Below are 18521 nucleotides of genomic sequence, written 5' to 3'. Positions count from 1 at the left end.
CTGCGAGGAGAGCCTCAAAGGGCTCGAGGAGGGGCGCGCCGCACTCAATCGCGGGTGCGGATGACCTTTGCGAACTGGTCGAAAATCGCTTCCGTGCCGCAGATCACGTGTCCGTCCTCCAGCAAGGACTGGTCCTCTCGAATCGGCTCCACGAAGGCGCCGGCCTCCCGCGCGATCAGGATCCCGGCAGCGATATCCCATGGCTTGAGGTTGTATTCCCAGTAGCCTTCGAACCGCCCCGCCGCGACCCAGCACAGGTCCAGCGAGGCAGCACCATTGCGGCGCATGCCCGAACACATCGGCATCAGACGCGCGAGGTCGCGCAACACGGCAGGCAGATACTTGCCCCCATCGGGCGGGAACCCGGCCGAGAAAACCGCCTCCGACATCCGCTTCCGCGCCGAGACCCGCAGGCGTTGCGTGTCGTTCAACCATGCACCCGCGCCTTTTTCAGCAAAGAACATCTCGTCCTTGGCGGGGTCATAGACCACGCCCGCAACGATCTCGCCCTTGTGCTCCAAGGCGATCGATATCGCCCAGTGCGGCATGGCGTGCAGGAAATTGGTGGTGCCATCGAGCGGATCGACGATCCAGCGGCGCGTGGGGTCCTTGCCGACGATCTCGGCCTCTTCCTCGCCCAGAAAACCGTAGTTCGGGCGCGCCTCCATCAACTCTTCCTTGATGACCTGCTGCGCCGCGCGATCGGCCCGGCTAACGAAGTCGCCCGGTCCCTTGGAGGACACTTGCAACTGCTCCACCTCGCGGAAGTCCTTTTGCAGGGACCGCGCCGCCTTGCGGGCGGCCTTTATCATCACGTTGAGGTTGGCAGAGCCTTGCATCGGATATCCCTTCAGGTCAGGCGTGGTCCTATAACCGGGGCACTGGCCCATGCCAAGAGGCACCCCAAACTCTTGACCAAGAGTTTGTACAGATCCTTGCAAGGATCTGGTTGCGCCTAGCTGCGCCGTTGCAACTTCAGTGGTTCGGTCCGACTGAGCTTCAGGACATGGGACATGAAGGGTTTGGCGGTGTCCTCCGCCCGGCTCGCCCCGTAAAGTCGGCGGGTCAGGCCTGCTTCCGTCAGGGATTTCGTCACGATGGACTGGCTCGCGCCCACGTCGCGTACCACCCAATCGGGCAGCACGGAAACCCCACGGCCTGACGCTACCAGCAGAAGGATCACGGCCGACAATTCCACCTGTCGGATCGCCTTGGGCTCCACACCCGCGGGGTTCAGCAACTGGCTGAACACGTCCAGTCGGGGCCGCTCGACCGGGTAGGTGATCAGGGTCTGATCCACAAAATCCTCGGCCTCGATGAACGGCTTGCGCGCCAGCGGATGGTCGGCGGCACAGACGAAAACCGGCTCGTAATCAAACAGCGGCGTGAAATCGACGCCGGGCAGGTCTTCCGGATCGCTGGAGATCACCAGATCCACGTCCTGGCGGTTGAGCGCGGGCAAAGCCTCGAACTGCAGTCCGGGGCGGATGTCCAAATCCACATCGGGCCAGGTCTTGCGAAACGCCTCCAGCACCGGCAGGAGCCAGTCAAAACAGGCGTGACACTCGATCGCGATGTGCAACCGCCCGGATTTACCGGCCCTCAGCCCTGAAAAGTCCTCTTCCAGCGCGGCGACGCGGGGCAACACCTCTTCCGCCAGACGCAGCATCTTCATCCCGGCAGGCGACAGCCGCATCGGCTTGGAGCGGCGCACGAACAACTCCAGCCCCGCCTGATCTTCCAGTCCCTTGATCTGGTGGCTCAGCGCGCTTTGCGTGATGTGCAGGCTATCGGCGGCCTTCGCCAGGCCGCCTTCCTCGTAGATGGCCTTGATCGTGCGCAGGTGGCGGAACTCAATATGCATATGAACCTCATATTGATGATGAGAGTTATGAATTTGCTGGCAGCACCCTTCTATGCGACATCCATGTGCGACACATCAAGGACCAGTTCCGTCATGCACACGCCCAACGTCTCATTCGAATTCTTCCCGCCGAAATCGCTCGACGGCTCTTTCCGGCTTTGGGAAACCCTGGGCGTGCTTGCCCCGCTGGACCCCCGGTTCGTCTCGGTCACCTACGGCGCGGGTGGCACCACGCGGAAGCTGACCCACGAGGCGGTCACGGCGATCAACTCCAACTTCGGCGTGCCCGTGGCCGCGCACCTGACCTGCGTCGACGCCACAAGGACGGAGACGATGGAGATCGCCGATCAATACGCCGAGGCCGGCATCAGCCAGATCGTCGCCCTGCGCGGCGACCCGCCCAAGGGGGCGGACGGTTTCTCGCCCCACGCCGACGGCTTCGCCTCGTCAGTCGACCTTGTCGAAGCGCTGGCCAGGACTGGCAAGTTCGACATTCGTGTCGGTGCCTATCCCGATCCGCACCCCGAGGCTGCGTCCATGCAGGCGTGTGTGGATTACCTTAAACGCAAGATCGACGCAGGCGCGACGTCGGCCATCACCCAGTTCTTCTTCGAGGCGGACACGTTCTTCCGCTTCCGCGACGCCTGCGCCGCCTCCGGCATCACCGCGCCGATCCTGCCCGGCATTCTGCCGATCGAAGATTGGACCCGTGCCCGCCGCTTCGCCGCCTCTTGCGGGGCCGCGATCCCGACGTGGCTGGATGAAGCCTACGCCAGCGCCACCCGCGACGGCCGCGAAGATCTGCTGTCCACGGCGATCTGCACCGAACTGTGCTCCGATCTGATCGAGGGCGGCGTCGAAGATCTGCATTTCTACACATTGAACCGCCCGGAATTGACCCGGGATGTATGCGCCGCGTTAGGCGTCGCCCCGAAGACGGTTCTGGCTGAGGTGGCGTGAACTTGGGGGCTAGCCCCCAAACCCCCAGAGTTTTTCTGGCAAGATGAAAAGGGCGGGTTGTCCTTCGCCGCGCACCGTGGAGGATGCATCCCTGTCAAATGGAGACAGAGATGCCCACACCCTATTATGCCCAGTCCCCCAACGATTTGCCCACCGAGGCAGAGGTCCTCGCCCTGTCGGGGCTGGAGTTCATGCGGGCCATTGCGGCAGGCGAAATCTCCAACCCACCCATTGGCGAGACGTTGGGCTATAACGTGGATCAGGTCGAAGACGGCCGCGTTGTGTTTCGTGGAACGCCCACCTTTGGCGCGCTCAACCCGATGGGCACGGTCCATGGCGGCTGGTACGGTACGCTGCTCGATAGTGCGATGGCCTGCGCTGTGATGACCAAGGTGCCGAAGGGCAGCGTCTATACGACGCTGGAGTACAAGGTGAACATCACCCGGCCCATCCCCATGGACGCAGAGATTATCGCCGAGGGCATCGTGTCCCATGCGGGTCGCAGTACCGGTGTGGCCGAGGGCACGATCCGCGATGCGGCGAGTGGAAAGCTCTATGCCACGGGCTCCACCACCTGCCTCATTATGGCCCGCACCATCACCCCCAACACTTGACCCCATCAGCATCGATGAATTGACTAACGTCCGGCCCCGGTGCAACAGGGTGCCTTGTTTTATCCCATGGAGTCCGGCCAATGATCTCGCCTGTCCTACCCAGCTATTCCCGCGCAAACCTGTCCTTCGTCAAAGGCGAAGGATCCTGGCTCGTGGAAGCGGACGGCCGACGTTATCTGGACTTCGCAAGTGGCATTGCGGTGATGTCCCTTGGCCACGGCAACCCGCGCGTCGTGGGTGCGCTGATGGATCAGGCGAATGCGCTGTGGCACACGTCAAACCTCTACGAGGTGCCGCAACAAAAGGCCCTGGCCGAGCGGTTGGTGGAACACACCTTCGCCGACACGGTGTTCTTCTGCAACTCCGGCACGGAGGCCGCCGAACTGGCCATCAAGATGGCCCGCAAATACCGCACGGAAACGGGCGAGGCGGACCGCATGACGATCCTGACGTTCGAAGGCTGCTTCCACGGACGCTCCACCGGCGCGATTTCTGCCGCCGGATCCGAGAAGCTGACCAACGGCTTCGGCCCGCTCCTGCCGGGCTTCAAGACGCTGCCCTTCGGCGATCACGATGCCCTGCGCGAGGCGGCAGCACAGCCCGATGTGGGCGCCATCATGATCGAGCCGATCCAGGGTGAAGGCGGCATCCGCCCGGTGCCCGATCAATGCCTCAAAGGCCTGCGCGATCTGTGCGATGAACATGGCCTGCTGCTCATTTTCGATGAAATCCAATGCGGCGTGGGCCGCACGGGCAAGCTTTTCGCCCATGAATGGGCGGGCATCTCGCCCGATATCATGCTGGTCGCCAAAGGCATCGGCAGCGGCTTCCCCCTCGGCGCGCTTCTGGCCACCGAAGAGGCGGCCAAAGGCATGACGGCGGGCACCCACGGCTCCACCTATGGCGGCAACCCTCTTGGCTGCGCGGTGGGATGCGCGGTGATGGACACGATCACCGAGGACGGCTTCCTCGATGCCGTCAACGCCAAGGCGGGCTTCCTGCGCCAGAAGCTGGAAGGCCTCGTTGCCGCCCACCCCACCATCTTCGAGGGGGTGCGCGGCCAAGGCCTGATGATTGGCCTCAAATGCAAGATCGCGCCCACGGACATCGTGGCCGAGGGCTACAACCACGCCGTTCTCACGGTGCCCGCCGCCGACAACACCCTCCGTGTTCTGCCCGCCCTCACCATTACGGAAGACGAGATTTCCGAAGGCATCGCCCGCCTCGACGCCACCGCCACGGCGCTTGAGGCCAAAGCCGCCTAGCCCATCTTTGTTCCCCGAAAATGCCGGGGGGTCCGGGGGGCTGGCCCCCCGGCGCTTCCGCCAGACAAAGGCGCATATCCATGCCCAATTTCCTCGACATCCACACGACAGACCCCGCCGCCCTGCGCGACATCCTCGCCCAGGCTGGAAAGATGAAAACCGCCCGCGGCACCCGCCCCAAGGGCACCCCCGACGATGATCTGCCCCTCGACGGTCATGTGGTGGCCCTGATCTTCGAGAAACCCTCCACCCGCACCCGCGTGAGCTTCGATGTGGGTGTGCGCCAGATGGGCGGCACATCGCTGGTCCTGTCCGGCGCCGAAATGCAACTCGGCCATGGTGAGACCATCGCCGACACCGCCCGGGTCCTGTCGCGCTACGTGGACTTGATTATGATCCGCACCTTCGGCGAAGATATCCTGCACGAGATGGCCGACCACGCCACCGTGCCGGTGATCAACGGCCTCACCGACAATTCCCACCCCTGCCAGATCATGGCCGACGTCATGACATTCGAGGAACACCGCGGCCCCATCAAGGGCAAGCGCGTCGCATGGATGGGCGACGGCAACAACGTGGCCCAAAGCTTCCTGCATGCCGCCGCCTCCTTCGGGTTCGATTTCACCTTCTCGGGCCCCGCACAGCTGGACCCGCGCGACGACCTCATGGGGGCGGTCCGCAACGCGGGCCAGGACGTCCGGATCGAGCGTGATCCGGCAAAAGCCGTCGCCGATGCCGACCTGATCGTCACCGACACCTGGGTGTCCATGGGCGATGCGGAAAGCTCGCGCCAGCGCCGACACAACCTTCTGCGCCCCTACCAGGTGAACGAGGCCCTGATGGACGCCGCCCCCGACCACGCCATGGTCATGCATTGCCTGCCCGCCCATCGCGGCGAAGAGATCACCGATGCCGTCCTCGACGGCCCGCGCTCGGTCGTCTTCGATGAGGCCGAGAACCGCCTGCATGCGCAAAAGGCGATCATGCGCTGGTGCCTGGATGCCTGACGAAGCCGCGTCCGCAGGTCTCGTGATGGCAGGCCTGCGGACACTCCCCTTCCAAGCCGACACCGCCCTCCGAGGGCGCCACATCGATGCGCCCGCAGGCACCCTTGCCGGAACGCTGGAAAGAGGGGCCGGTGACCGGGCCGCGCGGATCCCGCTTATCTCCGACCCGATAAACCGCAACAGCAAATCCGCCGCGCACTCGCGATGACGGCGCAACCCCCCATACCGGCTACGCCCGCCCAGCCGGGCCTCGCCGCGCCCGCACCCGGCATTGCCATTGCCTTCATGCTCTGCGCCACCGCCTTCATCGCGGCGACGACGCTCCTGGCCAAGGCCCTTGGCACCGACACCCTTGGCCCGCCCTTGCATCCAGTCCATGTCAGCCACGGGCGGTTCCTGTTTGCCTGGATCACCATCGCCTGCGTCATCGCGGCCCTGCGCCCTTGCCTCACACGACCCAACTGGGGCCTGCACATCGGGCGCACCCTCACGGGCTTCGGCGGCGTCACCTGCATGTTCGCCGCCGCCGCGTTGATCCCCCTGGCCGATGCCACGGCGATCACCTTTCTCAACCCGGTCTTCGGAATGATCCTCGCCATTCCCCTATTGGGCGAGAGGGTCGGCAAATGGCGCTGGCTCGCGGCCGCCATTGCCTTCGCGGGCGCGCTGGTCCTGATCCGCCCTGGCGCAGGCGCCATCGCCCCCGGCGCATTTCTGGCCCTGGCCGCCGCCCTCGCCTTCGGGCTGGAGCTGACCTTCATCAAGCGCCTCGCAGGCCGCGAACGCCCCCTGCAGATCCTGTTCGTCAACAATTCCCTCGGGGTCCTCATCGCCACCGCCGCCGTCATCGCCGTCTGGCAGCCCCCGACTGTGGCCCAATGGGCCGCCCTTGCCGCGCTGGGCACCCTCATGGCCGCCGCCCAAGCCTGTTTCGTGAACGCCGTCGCCCGCGCCGACGCCAGCTTGGTGACACCCTTCTCCTACCTCACGCTGGTCTTCGCCGCGCTCTATGACTTCGCCGTCTTCGGCGTGACCCCCACCGGCCTGTCCTTGCTGGGCGCCACCATCATCATTGCGGGCGCAGCACTATTGGCCTGGCGCGAGGCCCGCGCAAAAGCACCCTCTATTGCGCCCCCCGATGTAAATCGCTCCTAACACACCCTCTCCACCTTGCCCTTGCCCGCGTAGACCCTCACAATAGGCCTTCCATTCGCGGGCCGCCCGCACCATATACCCAAGCTGACACACGAATGCCGCGTGCGGCGGAACGACAAGACCGGAAGGTACATCCATGTCCTGGACCGATGAACGGGTTGAGACGCTTAAGAAAATGTGGGGCGAGGGCCAGTCGGCCAGCCAGATCGCCAAGGAATTGGGCGGCGTGACGCGCAATGCCGTGATCGGCAAGGTACACCGCCTGGGGCTGTCCAACCGCTCTGGCGGAGGTGCTTCTGCGCCCTCCAAGCACGCGCCTGCGGCAAAGGAAGCGCCCGCCGCCAAAGCCGCGCCTGCGCCTAAACCAGCCCCTGCGCCCGAGGCCAAGGCCGCCGAACCCGCGCCCGCCCCCGTGCAGCGCACCAACATCATGCCCCTGCGCAAACCCATCGCGCCCGCGGGCCAACCCCTTCCGCCGCAACCCTCCGCCAACGAGATCAGCCCAGAGGCGCTGGCCAAGGTGTCCGAGGTTGAAAAGCACGCCAAGCGCATCAGCCTGATGGAATTGACCGAGCGGGTCTGCAAATGGCCTATCGGCGATCCGGCAACGGAAGATTTCTACTTCTGTGGCCTGCCGGTGCAACAGGGCAAACCCTACTGCGATGCCCACGTCGGCGTGGCCTTCCAGCCCATGTCGTCGCGCCGCGACCGCCGCCGCTGACGCATCCCCCTGCGGGAGGGCGGGTGGGGCGCCTTTGGCCTTGGGCCAAACAGCGTCACCCCCCTCCATGATCCTTGCGCCCCAGGATGGCGATCAAAACTGCCTTCCGGGTGCACTATCTTATCGGCAATGTCGCGCGACCTCCCGCTCGCGCAGGCCCGTCTCCACCAGCAAGCACCGATCCCGCGCCTCGTAGTAATACCCACGCGCATACCAGCCGACCGCCTCGTCGATGTCGCCGTCGCTCACCACCCAGGCCCCCCGCAAATACCGGCCCGCGTATTCAAGGTTCGTGCGCGCATCGAGAAGATCATTCGGCGCGCCTTGGTGACCCATCTGCCCTGCCGTCTCCGGCAGGATCTGCATCAAGCCATAATACGGCCCGTTACGCGCGTCGGCGCGGTAATCGCTTTCGCGTTGGATCACCCGGTGAAGCAGCGCGGGAGGAATCTCGTGGCGGGTGGCATATTCGTTGACCAGGGCGCGCATCTGCGGCGTCTCGCCGGGATAAAGATCCGGCGTGCCGCGCGCCGCGCGCGGTGCATCTCGCCCGTCCCCGAAACCCGGGATTCCGCCGCCGCACCCCGCCAACACAACGCAAAGCGCCATCGCACCAAAGACCTTCATTCTCAAGATACCTTCATTCCGTCTCACCTTGATTGCCAAATATCAGTTGCTGAACACCATTGATCAGCTCTTCCGTCAGCTGCTCTTCGATGTCTTCGGGCGTGTCGCCCGCCTCGATCTCGGTGCCCAGAAGCGCATTCGCCCGGTCCCGCGCCAATTCTTCCAACCGCTCCTCTTCGGCCTCCAGCGCCGCGCGGCCCTCTGCCTCCAGACGCGCGCGTTCTTCAGCCAGCTCCATCTCCGCCAAAAGCGCCAGATCCGGCGCGATCTGCGGCGCGGACCACGGCCCCCGCACCGCGATCGGCACGCGGATATCCGCCACGCCTTCCGCATCGCGGAAGATGCCCGGCACCAGCGTGTAATCCACCGTCATCGCGGCCAGATCCGCCTCTCCGGCGCCGCGCACCTCGCCCCAGGGGGCGTCCAGCAGCAGGTCTTCGTTGCGGACGATCCCGTCGCGCACAAGGTATTCAGCCGTCACGCGGTCATAGACCGTGCGCTGACCCTCGCCCTGAAACGACGGGTCGAAATTGCGGATCATGCCAGCCAGATCGAGGCCGATGATCGCACCTTGGCCCAGTGCGATGTCGCCCTCCGCTTCCAGCCCATCCATGATGGTATAAAGGTCATTGCCGACCCCAAGGAACTCGATAGAGGCCGAGCCCGTCCCCTCCAACCGCTCATATCCGGCCATCGCCGTCATCAGCGGTTGCAGCGCCACGTCCGACAAGACCAGATCACCGCCCACGGAAAGCCCGCCACGCCCGTTGATCACGAAGCGGCCCGCAAGCTGGCCCTCATAGGTGCGGATCGACGCGATATCAAAGACCAACCGCCCCCGGGTCAGGGTCGCACGCAGGTCGATCTCGCTCAAGGCAACGGCCCCCAGATCAAGGTTTTCGGCCCGCACCGTCAAGTCCGCGTCGGTGGCAAAAAGCCCCGAGACATCGATCACATCGCGCGGCCACCCACTGCCCGTGGCCTCCGCGTCACTGGCCAGCAACCCCGGCAGCGCAATCTCTCCGCCCGTGATCGTGCCGCGCAGCATCGGGCGGTCTTCCCCCGGCACCAGATCCGCGGCGATGTTCAGAAGCGTATCGTCCAGACGCAATTGTCCGCCGCGCAGATGAACCGAGCCCTCTTGCGCCAACCGCAGGTCGCCCGTCACCGCGATGCGGTCCCGTCCCAGGCCTTGCGGCAGATCCGGCATTGCGCCCCCCGCCAGCGCCACCAGCGGGCCAAGGTCTTCGGCCGTCAGGTCCATTGCCCCTTCCGCCGTGGCATCTAACCCCAACTGCCCGTCGAACGCGACCGAGCCGCCCTGCCAGCGCAACGTCGCCACCACCGGGCGCGCGTCTCCGGCCAACAAGCCAGCGACGCCGTCAATGATCGTGTCCAAGACGACGGGCACACCGTTGATCTGCGCGTTGCCCTCGATCTCGACCGCGCCGCCCGCTTCGGGCAGGCGAACGGTTGCGTCCATCTGGGCGACCTGCCAATCGGACCCGGCCTCCCGATCCAGATAGCGCACGCGGGCGCCACGGATGATGGCCTCGTCAAAGCCCACCTGCATCGGGCGCGCGCTCTCGCCGTCGCCGCCACCTGTGCCCATATCCCACGACGTGCGGCCATCGGCGGCGCGCACCAGCATGATCGAGGCCCCTTCCAGCACCGCCCGCTCGACCCGGATATCGCCCGAAAACAGCCCGTTCCAGGCCACGCCCACATTCACGCGATCCGCCTCGATCATGGGGGCATCACCGGCCCACGTCGGGTTGTCGATGCGCAGACCCTCGATAACGATGCCAAGATCCGGCCACAGCGTGGGCCGCGCCTCTCCGGTGATGGTGACGGTCCGGCCCGTGGCCGCCGTGATCCTGTCGCTGGCGACCTCTGCGATCCGATCGGCCGGGATCAGCAAGAACGCCCCAAGGGCCAGGAACAACAGGACGACAAATGCCCCGACTATCCGAATGATCCACCGCATTGCGTGTGCGCCTTCTGCTCGTTTTTGGCAGCCTAACGCGGTTCATCCGGTCCGCACATCCAAAACGTGGGTTTGCGCGACGCTTTGCCGATCCACATCCCTTCCCTTGTGCCATCGCAACGGCTATCTGCGGGGCCATGAGCCAGAACCCGCCCCTCCTCCGCCCCGACCTTGCCCGCCCTGATTTCAAGGGCGCACAAGTGCCTGAAGCAGCCCGCCCCGGTCAGCCGCGCATCGGCATGGTCTCCCTCGGCTGCCCCAAGGCCCTGGTGGATAGTGAGCGCATCCTGACCCGCCTGCGGGCCGAGGGCTATGCCATCAGCCCCGACTACGCGGGTGCCGAGGCGGTGATCGTGAACACCTGCGGGTTTCTCGACAGCGCCAAGATGGAAAGCCTCGACGCGATCGGCGAGGCGCTGGAAGCCAACGGCAAGGTCATCGTCACCGGCTGTCTGGGGGCCGAGCCCGAGTATATCACCGGCGCCCACCCCCGTGTTCTGGCCGTCACCGGCCCGCAGCAATATGAACAAGTGCTCGACGCCGTCCATACCGCCGTGCCGCCCTCGCCCGACCCGTTCATCGATCTTCTGCCGCCGGCCGGCGTCAAGCTGACGCCCCGCCATTACGCCTACCTCAAGATCGCCGAGGGCTGCGATCACAAGTGCAAGTTCTGCATCATCCCCGACATGCGAGGGAAGCTCGCCTCACGCCCGCAAGCGGCGATCATGCGAGAGGCCGAGAAGCTGGTGGCCTCCGGCGTCAAGGAACTGCTGATCATCAGCCAGGACACCTCCGCCTACGGCACGGACTGGAAGGGCCGGGATGAGAAATTTCCAATCCTCAATCTATCCCGTGACTTATCCACCTTGGGCGCGTGGGTTCGCTTGCACTATGTCTATCCCTATCCGCATGTGCGCGAATTGATCCCCCTGATGGCGGATCCCGCGAATGGCCTGCTGCCCTACCTCGATATCCCGTTTCAGCACGCCCACCCCAACACCCTCAAACGCATGGCACGACCCGCCGCCGCCTCGCGCACCCTGGACGAGATCGCCGCCTGGCGGCGCGACTGCCCGGACATCACCCTGCGCTCCACCTTCATCGTCGGCTACCCCGGCGAGACCGAGGACGAGTTTCAGACCCTTCTGGATTGGCTGGACGAGGCGCAGCTCGATCGGATCGGCTGCTTCAAGTACGAAAACGTCGACGGCGCGCGGTCGAACGCGCTGCCGGGTCACGTTCCGGCAGAGGTCAAACAGGACCGCTGGGACCGCTTCATGGAAAAGGCGCAAGCCATTTCCGAGGCCAAGCTGCAAGCCAAGGTCGGCCGCACAATGCAGGTGCTGGTCGATACCGTGGACGACGAAGGCGCGACCTGCCGCACCACGGCCGACGCCCCCGAGATCGACGGAAACCTTTTCATCGATGAAGGATTCGACGCCCTGAAACCCGGCGACATGGTGACGGTCGAGGTGGACGAGGCCAGCGATTATGACCTCTGGGGCAGGTTAACGGCCTAGCGCCTCAAGGTAGGTCCGCACACAGGTCGCCACATGGCGGAACCGGTCGCCGCCCAGATGCTTGCCGCCGTACCAGCGCGTCACGACGACCACATGGCCATGCAGGCCGTCCCGTTCCAGCATCTGCAAGATCACCTGCCCCGCGCCGCCCTCTCCGTCGTCGTTTTTCAGGGGGCCATCGGGCAGCAAGACCGCCCATGTGTTGTGCGTCGCCTTGGCGTATTTCTTCTTCCGCTTCAACGCGCGCAAGAACGCCTCTACCCCCGCGCGGTCCAGGACCGCCCCGCCCGAGACCGCGTATTTGGAGCCTCGGTCGCTGACGACGCCCTCTATCTGCACTGCTGCCGCGCCGTGTCCGCCACGATCTGTACACGAGCCGCGTTGGGCGGATGGGTGCCGAACACCCGCGCGCCGGGATCGGGCAGTTGGCTGAAGAACCGCGCGCCCACGATGGGGTCAAACCCGGCGCGGCAGGTTATGATGGTGCCAAGGCTGTCAGCCTCCAATTCGGCCCGCTGACTGAATTCCGTGAAGCCGACCAATGCACCTTGCTGTGCCGCGGCGATGATCTGTTCCCGGTTCGCGCCCTGCTGCTGCGCCGACGCCCCGAAAATCTGCGCGCCTGCCCGAACGGCGGCTTCCTGCATCGCGATATGTTCAGCGATGTGATGTGCCGTCTCATGGCCGATCACGAACGCCAGTTCGTCGTCGTTGCGGACCGACCGGATCAGGCCCACGGTCAGGATGATGACCGGGCGGCCATTGTCGGGATTGACCGTCTGGAACGCGTTGATGCCGCTGCGCGGATCGCGGTTTACCAGGAACTCGAAATCGCAATCCTGGTCCGGGGTCTGGGTCCGGCAGATCTGCTCGGCCACCGGTTCCATCCGGCGCGTCACCTCGATGGCACGCGCGACCGAGACGGGCACGTCCTGCGCTGTTGCCGCTGTTGGCGTGGCGGCCGGTGGCGGCACCGAGACGCAGGCGCCCAGTGCCAAGGCAGACAAAAGAGGGGCGAAAGCGCGCATCGAATTCTCCGGTATCAGACGAGGGGACAGTAACCCGGCGCGCGGGGGCGTCCAGACCGATCCGTTCACGAGCCCGTGGGCAACCCTGCGGGCAACCCATGGGCAAATCGCGCAACAGACCTATCTCTCGCACATGGATATGACCCGCATCCTCTACAATGGCCGCTGCCCGATCTGTCGGGCAGAGATCACGCAATACGCCCGCCGCGCCGAAGCCCTTGGCGCGCCCTTGGTGTTCGAAGATCTGCACGAAACCAGCCTCGACCGCTGGCACCTGACGCCGGACGCCGCGATGCGGCGGCTGCACGCGCAATTGCCCGATGGCCGCTTCGTCTCGGGCATTGCGGCCTTTGCGGCGATCTGGGATCACCTGCCGCGCCTGCGCTGGATGGCGCGTGCCGTCCGTTTGCCCGGCGTCCGCACCGTGGTGCGGCTCGCCTATGATCACATCGCGGCACCGGTGCTCTACAAGATGCACTTGCGCAGAGAGAGGCTTGGCAGCAGCACCACACGCCCCTAACCTCACCCCCATGTTTACCATCGAGCACGAATTCGACGCCACCATTATCACCCTCGTGGACGAGGGCGAGCTTCCCCTCAAAGAGGATGTGATCGTCTCGGCGTTCGACGAATGCGTGACGCTGCAACAGGTCGATCCGCGCACCGATCAGGTCCGCACAATCACGCTGTCGATGGATCAGGTCCGCGATCTCGCCGCAGCACTTGACCTGCCCGAGGGGGCCTATCAACTGGCGCAGGATGTTGACTGATCTCGGTCTATCCACAGCAGAAATGGGGATAAACGGGTCTAGGACTTATACTGGAATGTGCTTCACTCCCAAGGAAGGAAACCGCCCATGACCACCGGATTTTTCTGGGACGAGCGTTGCTTCTGGCATTCTGGCGGCAACTACGCGGGGCTGTTGCAGGTGGGCGGGTTGATCCAGCCCGGCGGCGGCCTGCCCGAAAACCCCGAGACCAAGCGCAGGCTTGTGAACCTGATGCGCGTCACCGGCCTGTGGGATGAGCTTGCCACCCAGCATGCCGCACCCGCCACCGATGAGGACCTCCTGCGCATCCACCCGCCCGACTACCTCGCGGCCTTCAAGGCCAGGTCCGCCGAGGGTGGGGGAGAGCTTGGCCTGCGCACGCCCTTCGGCCCCGACGGCTATGACATCGCCTGCGTTTCGGCGGGCCTCGCCAAGGGGGCCCTTTTTGCCACGCTGAAAGGCGACGTGCAAAACGCCTACGCCCTGTCGCGCCCGCCCGGCCACCATTGCCTGCCGGATTTCCCGAACGGCTTCTGCCTGCTCGCCAACATCGCCATCGCGATCGAGGCGGCGCAGACCCACAAGCTGACCGACCGCGTCGCGGTCATCGATTGGGACGTGCACCACGGCAACGGCACCGAGGCGATTTTCTATGACCGTGACGATGTGCTGACGATCTCTTTGCACCAGGAACGCAACTACCCGCTCGATACCGGCGATTTCACCGACCGCGGGTCAGACGCGGGCACAGGTTTCAACCTCAACATTCCACTGCCGCCCGGCACCGGCCACGCGGGCTACGTGGAGGCGTTTGAACGCCTCGTGATCCCGTCGCTGTACGCCTTCCAGCCCGACGCCATCGTGGTGGCCTGCGGCTTTGATGCCTCCCTTGTCGATCCGCTCTCGCGCATGATTACCGGCGGTGAAACCTTCCGCGCCATGACCGACATGACCATGGAGGCCGCGCAGGACCTCTGCGATGGGCGTCTGACAGTCGTCCATGAAGGCGGCTATTCCGAGGTTCACGTCCCCTTCCTGGGCCACGCTGTGCTGGAATCCATGTCAGGCAGCGACATCCACGCCCCCGATCCGTTCCAGCAGAAGTTCGACGGCCAACAGCCCAACGACCGTTTCAACCGCTACGTCTCGACCCTGATCGCCGAGATGGAAGAGACCCTCGGCCTGTAATTGACTTCCCGCCCCCCCTCCGCCAATTTGCGCGGCAACGCAGCATAGGGGATTTGCGACATGAAAAAAGTCTATGGCTCGGCGTCCGAGGCCCTCGACGGGGTGCTTTTCGACGGCATGTTGATCGCGGCGGGCGGCTTTGGCCTCTGCGGCATCCCGGAATTGCTGATCGACGGTATCGTTGATGCGGGCACCAAGGACATCACGGTCGCCTCCAACAACGCGGGCGTCGATGATTTCGGCCTCGGCAAGCTGTTGGCGACACGCCAGATCAAGAAGATGATGTCCAGCTACGTCGGCGAAAACGCCGAATTCATGCGCCAGTACCTGTCCGGTGAGCTGGAGCTGGAGTTCAACCCCCAAGGCACCCTGGCCGAGCGGATGCGGGCAGGCGGCGCGGGCATCCCCGGCTTCTACACCAAGACCGGCGTCGGCACCGTGATCGCCGAGGGCAAGGAAGTGAAGAGCTGGAACGGGCAGGATTACATTCTGGAAGAAGGCATCTTCGCAGACCTCTCTATCGTGAAGGCCTGGAAGGCCGATGCCACGGGCAACGCCGTGTTCCGCAAGACCGCGCGCAATTTCAATCCTCCCGCGGCCATGTGCGGCAAGATCTGCATCCTTGAGGTCGAGGAAATCGTCGAAACCGGCAGCCTGGACGGCGACGCCATCCACCTGCCCGGCATCTACGTGCACCGCCTGATCCAGGGCGAGCATGAAAAGCGGATCGAGCAGCGCACGGTGCGGGCGGCTTAAGCCCGCAAATGACCCGGTCCCCTTACTCCGGCCTTCCCCAGCGCGCTTTCTGGCGCGGCGGTGTGGCCGGGGCCTCGCCGTTTCCGCCCGACATCTACCGTCCCAAGTTCGCCGTGACCCGCGACACGCGCGTCTTCACCGCAGGCTCCTGCTTCGCCCAGCATGTGGGCGCGGCCATGAAGGGCGCAGGCATCAAGGTGATCGATGCCGAACCCGCCCGGCGCGGCCTGCCGCCCGAGACGGCCAAACGCTTTGGCTACGGCGTCTATTCCGCCCGCTTCGGCAATATCTACACCGTCAAGCAATTCCGCCAGTTGGTGGAGGAGATGGGCGGCGCGCAGCCTGCCCTGCCCGTTTGGGAAAAGGATGGCCGCTTCTGGGACGCCCAGCGCCCCGGCGTCGAACCCGACGGTCTTGCCACGCCCGAAATCGTGCAAGAGATGCGCGCGCAGCACCTCGCGGCGTTGGCCCGTGCGTTGCAAGAGGCCGACGTCATCGTCTTCACCCTCGGCCTGACCGAAGCGTGGGAACATACGGCAACGGGCACCGTCTACCCCACGGCCCCGGGCACCATCGCAGGCACCTTTGATCCGGGCCTTTTTCGGTTCGCAAACCACGGCGTCGCCGACATCATCGAAGACTTCGCCGCGTTGGAAGAGGCGCTGAGCGCGCTCAACCCCGATCTGAAGTGGCTGCTCACCGTCTCCCCCGTGCCGCTTGCGGCCACGGCCTCGGGCGAGCATGTGCTGCCCGCGACCGTGCGCTCCAAATCCGTCTTGCGCGTGGTCTGCGACATGCTGGCAGACAGCTCCGATCGGATCGATTACTTTCCCAGCTACGAGCTGGTGACCTCGCCCGCCCATGACCACAGCGTCTTTGCCGACGACCTGCGCTCCGTCCGGCCCGAGATCGTGGCCCAGATCATGCAGACCTTCCTTCAGGCGCACGGCCTCGCCGACCCCTGCGAGGAGGGGGCCAAAGCCCCCGAGGAGGGGCGCGAGACCGCCCAGGACGAGGCAATCTGCGAAGACATCCTGCTGGACGCCTTCGCCCCCGAAAGCCGCGAGCCATGAAAGTCGCCGTCATCGGAACCTCCAACATCGGCGCGGTCAAATACGCCGCCGACCGCATCGCGGCAGCCCACCCGGACCTGGCGCTGACCTGCTACGGCCTTCCGGGCGGGAAATTTGATGAAGCAAAAGTTAACGCCGATGGGGTTTTCCTGCCTAATCAAAAGGATAGACAAGTGCTCAAGCTTGAGCACCGCATCAACGGCACCATTGGCATCGACCTGAACGCCTTCGCCCATATCCTCGTGATCGGCGATACCCTCGGCATGCCCGCCACCCTGTGGACCGCCCTCAACTACGATATCGCCGATTGGCCCACCCGCACCGGGCGCGATCTTCTGTCCCTGCCCGCCTTCCTCGCCACCATCGACGAGGCCATCACCCTGCGCGCCGATCACCTGCGTGCCCAGTTCGGGGATCACAAGATCCACGTGGCCCTCGCCCCCTATCCAACCACCGCCGTCGTCCCCAAGGGCGCACACCATCAACAGCCCTACGCAGGCATGGCCACCCATCCCCATGCCGCAGACATCCATGCGCTCTACCGGCTGGCCCTGATCCGAGCACTCCGAAACCGCGACATGATCTTCATCCCACAACCGGACGAAACCATCGCCTCTCCCTTCCTGACCCGCGAACGCTACGGCCACGGCTCCATGGATTTCCGCGCAGAAGGACGGCTTCTCAACGACCACCGCCATATGAACGCCGATTTCGGCGCTTCGCTTTTCGATGCCTTTGCGCTAGCAATCGGCGCAACACCTCACGCTTAAGGAGACACGCTCATGTGGGACCGCAACCAGATGGCCGCCCGCGCCGCACAGGAACTGCAAGACGGCTGGTACGTGAACCTCGGCATCGGCATCCCGACGCTCGTGTCCAACTATATCCCCGAGGGGATCGAGGTGACGCTGCAATCCGAGAACGGAATGCTTGGCATGGGCCCCTTCCCGATCGAGGGTGAAGAGGACGCAGACCTGATCAACGCGGGCAAGCAGACCATCACGGAACTGCCCCACACGTCCTACTTCGATAGCGCGCAATCCTTCGGCATGATCCGCGGCGGCAAGATCGCCATGGCGATCCTGGGTGCCATGGAGGTGGCCGAGAACGGCGATCTGGCGAACTGGATGATCCCCGGCAAGCTGGTCAAAGGCATGGGCGGCGCGATGGACCTGGTCGCGGGCGTGGGCCGCGTGGTGGTCGTGATGGATCACACCAACAAGCACGGCGACAGCAAGGTCCTCAAGGAATGCACCCTGCCGCTGACCGGCAAGGGTGTCGTCGACCGCATCATCACCAACATGGGCGTACTGGATGTGGTCGAAGGCGGGCTGAAGATCGTCGAGACCGCCGATGGCGTGTCCGAGGATGACCTGCGCACCGCAACGCAAGCAACGATTGTCTGATATGATCATTATTGGCCGTCCACGGACCTCAATCCACCGCCATTGGCAGAACTACCTCCTTAGGGACTTCACGTCTGGGATGCAGGTCCGCTCTGTCATCAACCTTGGCGCAACGCCTGACGCGGCGGACAAGGAAGGGGGCCGGTACTGCGATTATTTCCCGGGCGCCAGTTTCAAATCTCTCGATACGCGCCCCTACGATCACCCCGACTACATTCAGGGTGACCTCATGGATGAAAACCAAGGTCACGGCCCTTATGATCTGGTTGTCGCCATGTCGATAATCGAGCACATCGACAAGCCATGGAAAGCGGCTCCTGTCATGTCCAGTCTCGTGGCAAAAGGCGGACATTTGTTCGTGGCCATGCCTTGGTTCTATCCGACCCATGAAGGTGACGATTTTGGCGATCACTGGCGCGCCCGTCCTTCCGGGCTGGCGCATCTTTTTGAGGATCTCGAGCTTGTGCGCGAGTCGTACTTCCCCTCGGCCCTTCGAGTCGTACGGGATCGCAAAAACTACTGGCGAAACGAAGACAGCACGGCTGCAGGATGTGCTGTGCTGTTTCGAAAGTCGTGATCT

General features: G+C 64.6%; 22 protein-coding genes. 16 read left to right on the top strand and 6 right to left on the bottom strand.

The window, feature by feature from the left end; translation table 11 throughout:
- Positions 1-44: 44 nt before the first annotated feature.
- A complete protein-coding gene (locus KUL25_RS20225; RefSeq protein ID WP_257894533.1) occupies positions 45-839 on the bottom strand; it encodes an inositol monophosphatase family protein in 795 nt (264 codons plus the stop codon).
- A 116-nt stretch (positions 840-955) separates the two neighbouring features.
- Positions 956-1864 (bottom strand): LysR family transcriptional regulator, encoded by a 909-nt coding sequence (locus tag KUL25_RS20220; RefSeq protein ID WP_257894532.1) that lies wholly within the window; start codon positions 1862-1864, stop codon positions 956-958.
- Positions 1865-1957: 93 nt separating this feature from the next.
- On the opposite strand from KUL25_RS20220, the gene metF reads away from it, so the two are divergent.
- The 7 genes from metF to KUL25_RS20185 all read left to right on the top strand — a co-directional run bounded on the left by metF (position 1958) and on the right by KUL25_RS20185 (position 7586).
- The gene (gene metF / locus KUL25_RS20215; RefSeq protein WP_257894531.1) at positions 1958-2824 is read left to right on the top strand and encodes a methylenetetrahydrofolate reductase [NAD(P)H]; all 867 of its coding nucleotides are present in this window, start codon (positions 1958-1960) and stop codon (positions 2822-2824) included.
- A 110-nt stretch (positions 2825-2934) separates the two neighbouring features.
- The gene (locus tag KUL25_RS20210; RefSeq protein WP_257894530.1) at positions 2935-3438 is read left to right on the top strand and encodes a PaaI family thioesterase; all 504 of its coding nucleotides are present in this window, start codon (positions 2935-2937) and stop codon (positions 3436-3438) included.
- Between the two features lie 80 nt (positions 3439-3518).
- Positions 3519-4703, top strand: a complete 1185-nt coding sequence (locus KUL25_RS20205) for an aspartate aminotransferase family protein (RefSeq protein ID WP_257894529.1) — start codon at positions 3519-3521, stop codon at positions 4701-4703.
- Positions 4704-4783: 80 nt separating this feature from the next.
- Positions 4784-5710 carry an ornithine carbamoyltransferase gene (argF, locus tag KUL25_RS20200; RefSeq protein WP_257894528.1) on the top strand — a complete coding sequence of 309 codons (927 nt, stop codon included), beginning with the start codon at positions 4784-4786 and terminating at the stop codon, positions 5708-5710.
- Positions 5703-5918, top strand: coding sequence for a hypothetical protein (locus KUL25_RS20195; protein WP_257894527.1), 216 nt, complete (start codon positions 5703-5705; stop codon positions 5916-5918). Before argF ends, KUL25_RS20195 begins: the two co-directional genes overlap by 8 nt.
- Positions 5915-6865, top strand: coding sequence for a DMT family transporter (locus tag KUL25_RS20190; protein WP_257894526.1), 951 nt, complete (start codon positions 5915-5917; stop codon positions 6863-6865). Before KUL25_RS20195 ends, KUL25_RS20190 begins: the two co-directional genes overlap by 4 nt.
- A 136-nt stretch (positions 6866-7001) precedes the next feature.
- Positions 7002-7586 (top strand): GcrA family cell cycle regulator, encoded by a 585-nt coding sequence (locus KUL25_RS20185; RefSeq protein ID WP_257894525.1) that lies wholly within the window; start codon positions 7002-7004, stop codon positions 7584-7586.
- Between the two features lie 120 nt (positions 7587-7706).
- Here the strand turns inward: KUL25_RS20185 and KUL25_RS20180 are convergent, their stop codons facing one another.
- Positions 7707-8213 carry a transglycosylase SLT domain-containing protein gene (locus KUL25_RS20180; protein ID WP_257894524.1) on the bottom strand — a complete coding sequence of 169 codons (507 nt, stop codon included), beginning with the start codon at positions 8211-8213 and terminating at the stop codon, positions 7707-7709.
- A gap of 13 nt (positions 8214-8226) precedes the next feature.
- Positions 8227-10200, bottom strand: coding sequence for an AsmA family protein (locus KUL25_RS20175; protein ID WP_257894523.1), 1974 nt, complete (start codon positions 10198-10200; stop codon positions 8227-8229).
- A 137-nt stretch (positions 10201-10337) separates the two neighbouring features.
- Between KUL25_RS20175 and rimO the strand changes: the two genes are divergently transcribed.
- The gene (rimO, locus tag KUL25_RS20170; protein ID WP_257894522.1) at positions 10338-11720 is read left to right on the top strand and encodes a 30S ribosomal protein S12 methylthiotransferase RimO; all 1383 of its coding nucleotides are present in this window, start codon (positions 10338-10340) and stop codon (positions 11718-11720) included.
- Here the strand turns inward: rimO and KUL25_RS20165 are convergent.
- Together KUL25_RS20165 and KUL25_RS20160 are read right to left on the bottom strand one after the other, a co-directional pair.
- Positions 11709-12059 carry a YigZ family protein gene (locus tag KUL25_RS20165; RefSeq protein ID WP_068361213.1) on the bottom strand — a complete coding sequence of 117 codons (351 nt, stop codon included), beginning with the start codon at positions 12057-12059 and terminating at the stop codon, positions 11709-11711. The genes rimO and KUL25_RS20165 overlap by 12 nt on opposite strands.
- Positions 12050-12748 (bottom strand): M48 family metallopeptidase, encoded by a 699-nt coding sequence (locus KUL25_RS20160; protein ID WP_257894521.1) that lies wholly within the window; start codon positions 12746-12748, stop codon positions 12050-12052. Before KUL25_RS20160 ends, KUL25_RS20165 begins: the two co-directional genes overlap by 10 nt.
- Before the next feature lie 133 nt (positions 12749-12881).
- On the opposite strand from KUL25_RS20160, the gene KUL25_RS20155 reads away from it, so the two are divergent.
- The 8 genes from KUL25_RS20155 to KUL25_RS20120 all read left to right on the top strand — a co-directional run bounded on the left by KUL25_RS20155 (position 12882) and on the right by KUL25_RS20120 (position 18518).
- A complete protein-coding gene (locus KUL25_RS20155; protein ID WP_257894520.1) occupies positions 12882-13268 on the top strand; it encodes a thiol-disulfide oxidoreductase DCC family protein in 387 nt (128 codons plus the stop codon).
- Between the two features lie 10 nt (positions 13269-13278).
- Positions 13279-13518, top strand: a complete 240-nt coding sequence (locus KUL25_RS20150; protein ID WP_257894519.1) for a hypothetical protein — start codon at positions 13279-13281, stop codon at positions 13516-13518.
- A gap of 87 nt (positions 13519-13605) precedes the next feature.
- Positions 13606-14706: a class II histone deacetylase gene (locus tag KUL25_RS20145; RefSeq protein ID WP_257894518.1), complete on the top strand. Its 1101-nt coding sequence runs from the start codon at positions 13606-13608 to the stop codon at positions 14704-14706.
- A 60-nt stretch (positions 14707-14766) separates the two neighbouring features.
- Positions 14767-15462 carry a CoA transferase subunit A gene (locus KUL25_RS20140; protein ID WP_257894517.1) on the top strand — a complete coding sequence of 232 codons (696 nt, stop codon included), beginning with the start codon at positions 14767-14769 and terminating at the stop codon, positions 15460-15462.
- An 8-nt stretch (positions 15463-15470) separates the two neighbouring features.
- Positions 15471-16535: a GSCFA domain-containing protein gene (locus KUL25_RS20135; protein WP_257894516.1), complete on the top strand. Its 1065-nt coding sequence runs from the start codon at positions 15471-15473 to the stop codon at positions 16533-16535.
- Positions 16532-17305, top strand: coding sequence for a hypothetical protein (locus KUL25_RS20130; RefSeq protein ID WP_257894515.1), 774 nt, complete (start codon positions 16532-16534; stop codon positions 17303-17305). Before KUL25_RS20135 ends, KUL25_RS20130 begins: the two co-directional genes overlap by 4 nt.
- Before the next feature lie 12 nt (positions 17306-17317).
- The gene (locus KUL25_RS20125) at positions 17318-17941 is read left to right on the top strand and encodes a 3-oxoacid CoA-transferase subunit B (protein WP_257894514.1); all 624 of its coding nucleotides are present in this window, start codon (positions 17318-17320) and stop codon (positions 17939-17941) included.
- Positions 17934-18518 carry a class I SAM-dependent methyltransferase gene (locus KUL25_RS20120; protein WP_257894513.1) on the top strand — a complete coding sequence of 195 codons (585 nt, stop codon included), beginning with the start codon at positions 17934-17936 and terminating at the stop codon, positions 18516-18518. The genes KUL25_RS20125 and KUL25_RS20120 overlap by 8 nt, the downstream gene beginning before the upstream one ends.
- Positions 18519-18521: the final 3 nt, after the last annotated feature.

The organism is Gymnodinialimonas phycosphaerae (assembly GCF_019195455.1).
GTDB classification, from domain to species: domain Bacteria; phylum Pseudomonadota; class Alphaproteobacteria; order Rhodobacterales; family Rhodobacteraceae; genus Gymnodinialimonas; species Gymnodinialimonas phycosphaerae.
Note: the sequence above shows the minus strand (reverse complement) of the source record. Positions and strands in the feature narration are given on the sequence as shown.

What these genes read in the sequence shown, in the direction of transcription:
- KUL25_RS20190 (WP_257894526.1), top strand. Translation starts at nt 5,915, where the DNA reads ATGACGGCGCAACCCCCCATACCGGCTACGCCCGCCCAGCCGGGCCTC.
- KUL25_RS20130 (WP_257894515.1), top strand. Translation starts at nt 16,532, where the DNA reads ATGAAAGTCGCCGTCATCGGAACCTCCAACATCGGCGCGGTCAAATAC.
- argF (WP_257894528.1), top strand. Translation starts at nt 4,784, where the DNA reads ATGCCCAATTTCCTCGACATCCACACGACAGACCCCGCCGCCCTGCGC.
- KUL25_RS20140 (WP_257894517.1), top strand. Translation starts at nt 14,767, where the DNA reads ATGAAAAAAGTCTATGGCTCGGCGTCCGAGGCCCTCGACGGGGTGCTT.
- KUL25_RS20175 (WP_257894523.1), bottom strand. Translation starts at nt 10,200, where the DNA reads ATGCGGTGGATCATTCGGATAGTCGGGGCATTTGTCGTCCTGTTGTTC.
- KUL25_RS20125 (WP_257894514.1), top strand. Translation starts at nt 17,318, where the DNA reads ATGTGGGACCGCAACCAGATGGCCGCCCGCGCCGCACAGGAACTGCAA.
- KUL25_RS20185 (WP_257894525.1), top strand. Translation starts at nt 7,002, where the DNA reads ATGTCCTGGACCGATGAACGGGTTGAGACGCTTAAGAAAATGTGGGGC.
- metF (WP_257894531.1), top strand. Translation starts at nt 1,958, where the DNA reads ATGCACACGCCCAACGTCTCATTCGAATTCTTCCCGCCGAAATCGCTC.
- KUL25_RS20150 (WP_257894519.1), top strand. Translation starts at nt 13,279, where the DNA reads ATGTTTACCATCGAGCACGAATTCGACGCCACCATTATCACCCTCGTG.
- KUL25_RS20145 (WP_257894518.1), top strand. Translation starts at nt 13,606, where the DNA reads ATGACCACCGGATTTTTCTGGGACGAGCGTTGCTTCTGGCATTCTGGC.
- KUL25_RS20160 (WP_257894521.1), bottom strand. Translation starts at nt 12,748, where the DNA reads ATGCGCGCTTTCGCCCCTCTTTTGTCTGCCTTGGCACTGGGCGCCTGC.
- KUL25_RS20155 (WP_257894520.1), top strand. Translation starts at nt 12,882, where the DNA reads ATGGATATGACCCGCATCCTCTACAATGGCCGCTGCCCGATCTGTCGG.
- KUL25_RS20225 (WP_257894533.1), bottom strand. Translation starts at nt 839, where the DNA reads ATGCAAGGCTCTGCCAACCTCAACGTGATGATAAAGGCCGCCCGCAAG.
- KUL25_RS20220 (WP_257894532.1), bottom strand. Translation starts at nt 1,864, where the DNA reads ATGCATATTGAGTTCCGCCACCTGCGCACGATCAAGGCCATCTACGAG.
- KUL25_RS20210 (WP_257894530.1), top strand. Translation starts at nt 2,935, where the DNA reads ATGCCCACACCCTATTATGCCCAGTCCCCCAACGATTTGCCCACCGAG.
- rimO (WP_257894522.1), top strand. Translation starts at nt 10,338, where the DNA reads ATGAGCCAGAACCCGCCCCTCCTCCGCCCCGACCTTGCCCGCCCTGAT.
- KUL25_RS20135 (WP_257894516.1), top strand. Translation starts at nt 15,471, where the DNA reads ATGACCCGGTCCCCTTACTCCGGCCTTCCCCAGCGCGCTTTCTGGCGC.
- KUL25_RS20195 (WP_257894527.1), top strand. Translation starts at nt 5,703, where the DNA reads ATGCCTGACGAAGCCGCGTCCGCAGGTCTCGTGATGGCAGGCCTGCGG.
- KUL25_RS20205 (WP_257894529.1), top strand. Translation starts at nt 3,519, where the DNA reads ATGATCTCGCCTGTCCTACCCAGCTATTCCCGCGCAAACCTGTCCTTC.
- KUL25_RS20180 (WP_257894524.1), bottom strand. Translation starts at nt 8,213, where the DNA reads ATGAAGGTCTTTGGTGCGATGGCGCTTTGCGTTGTGTTGGCGGGGTGC.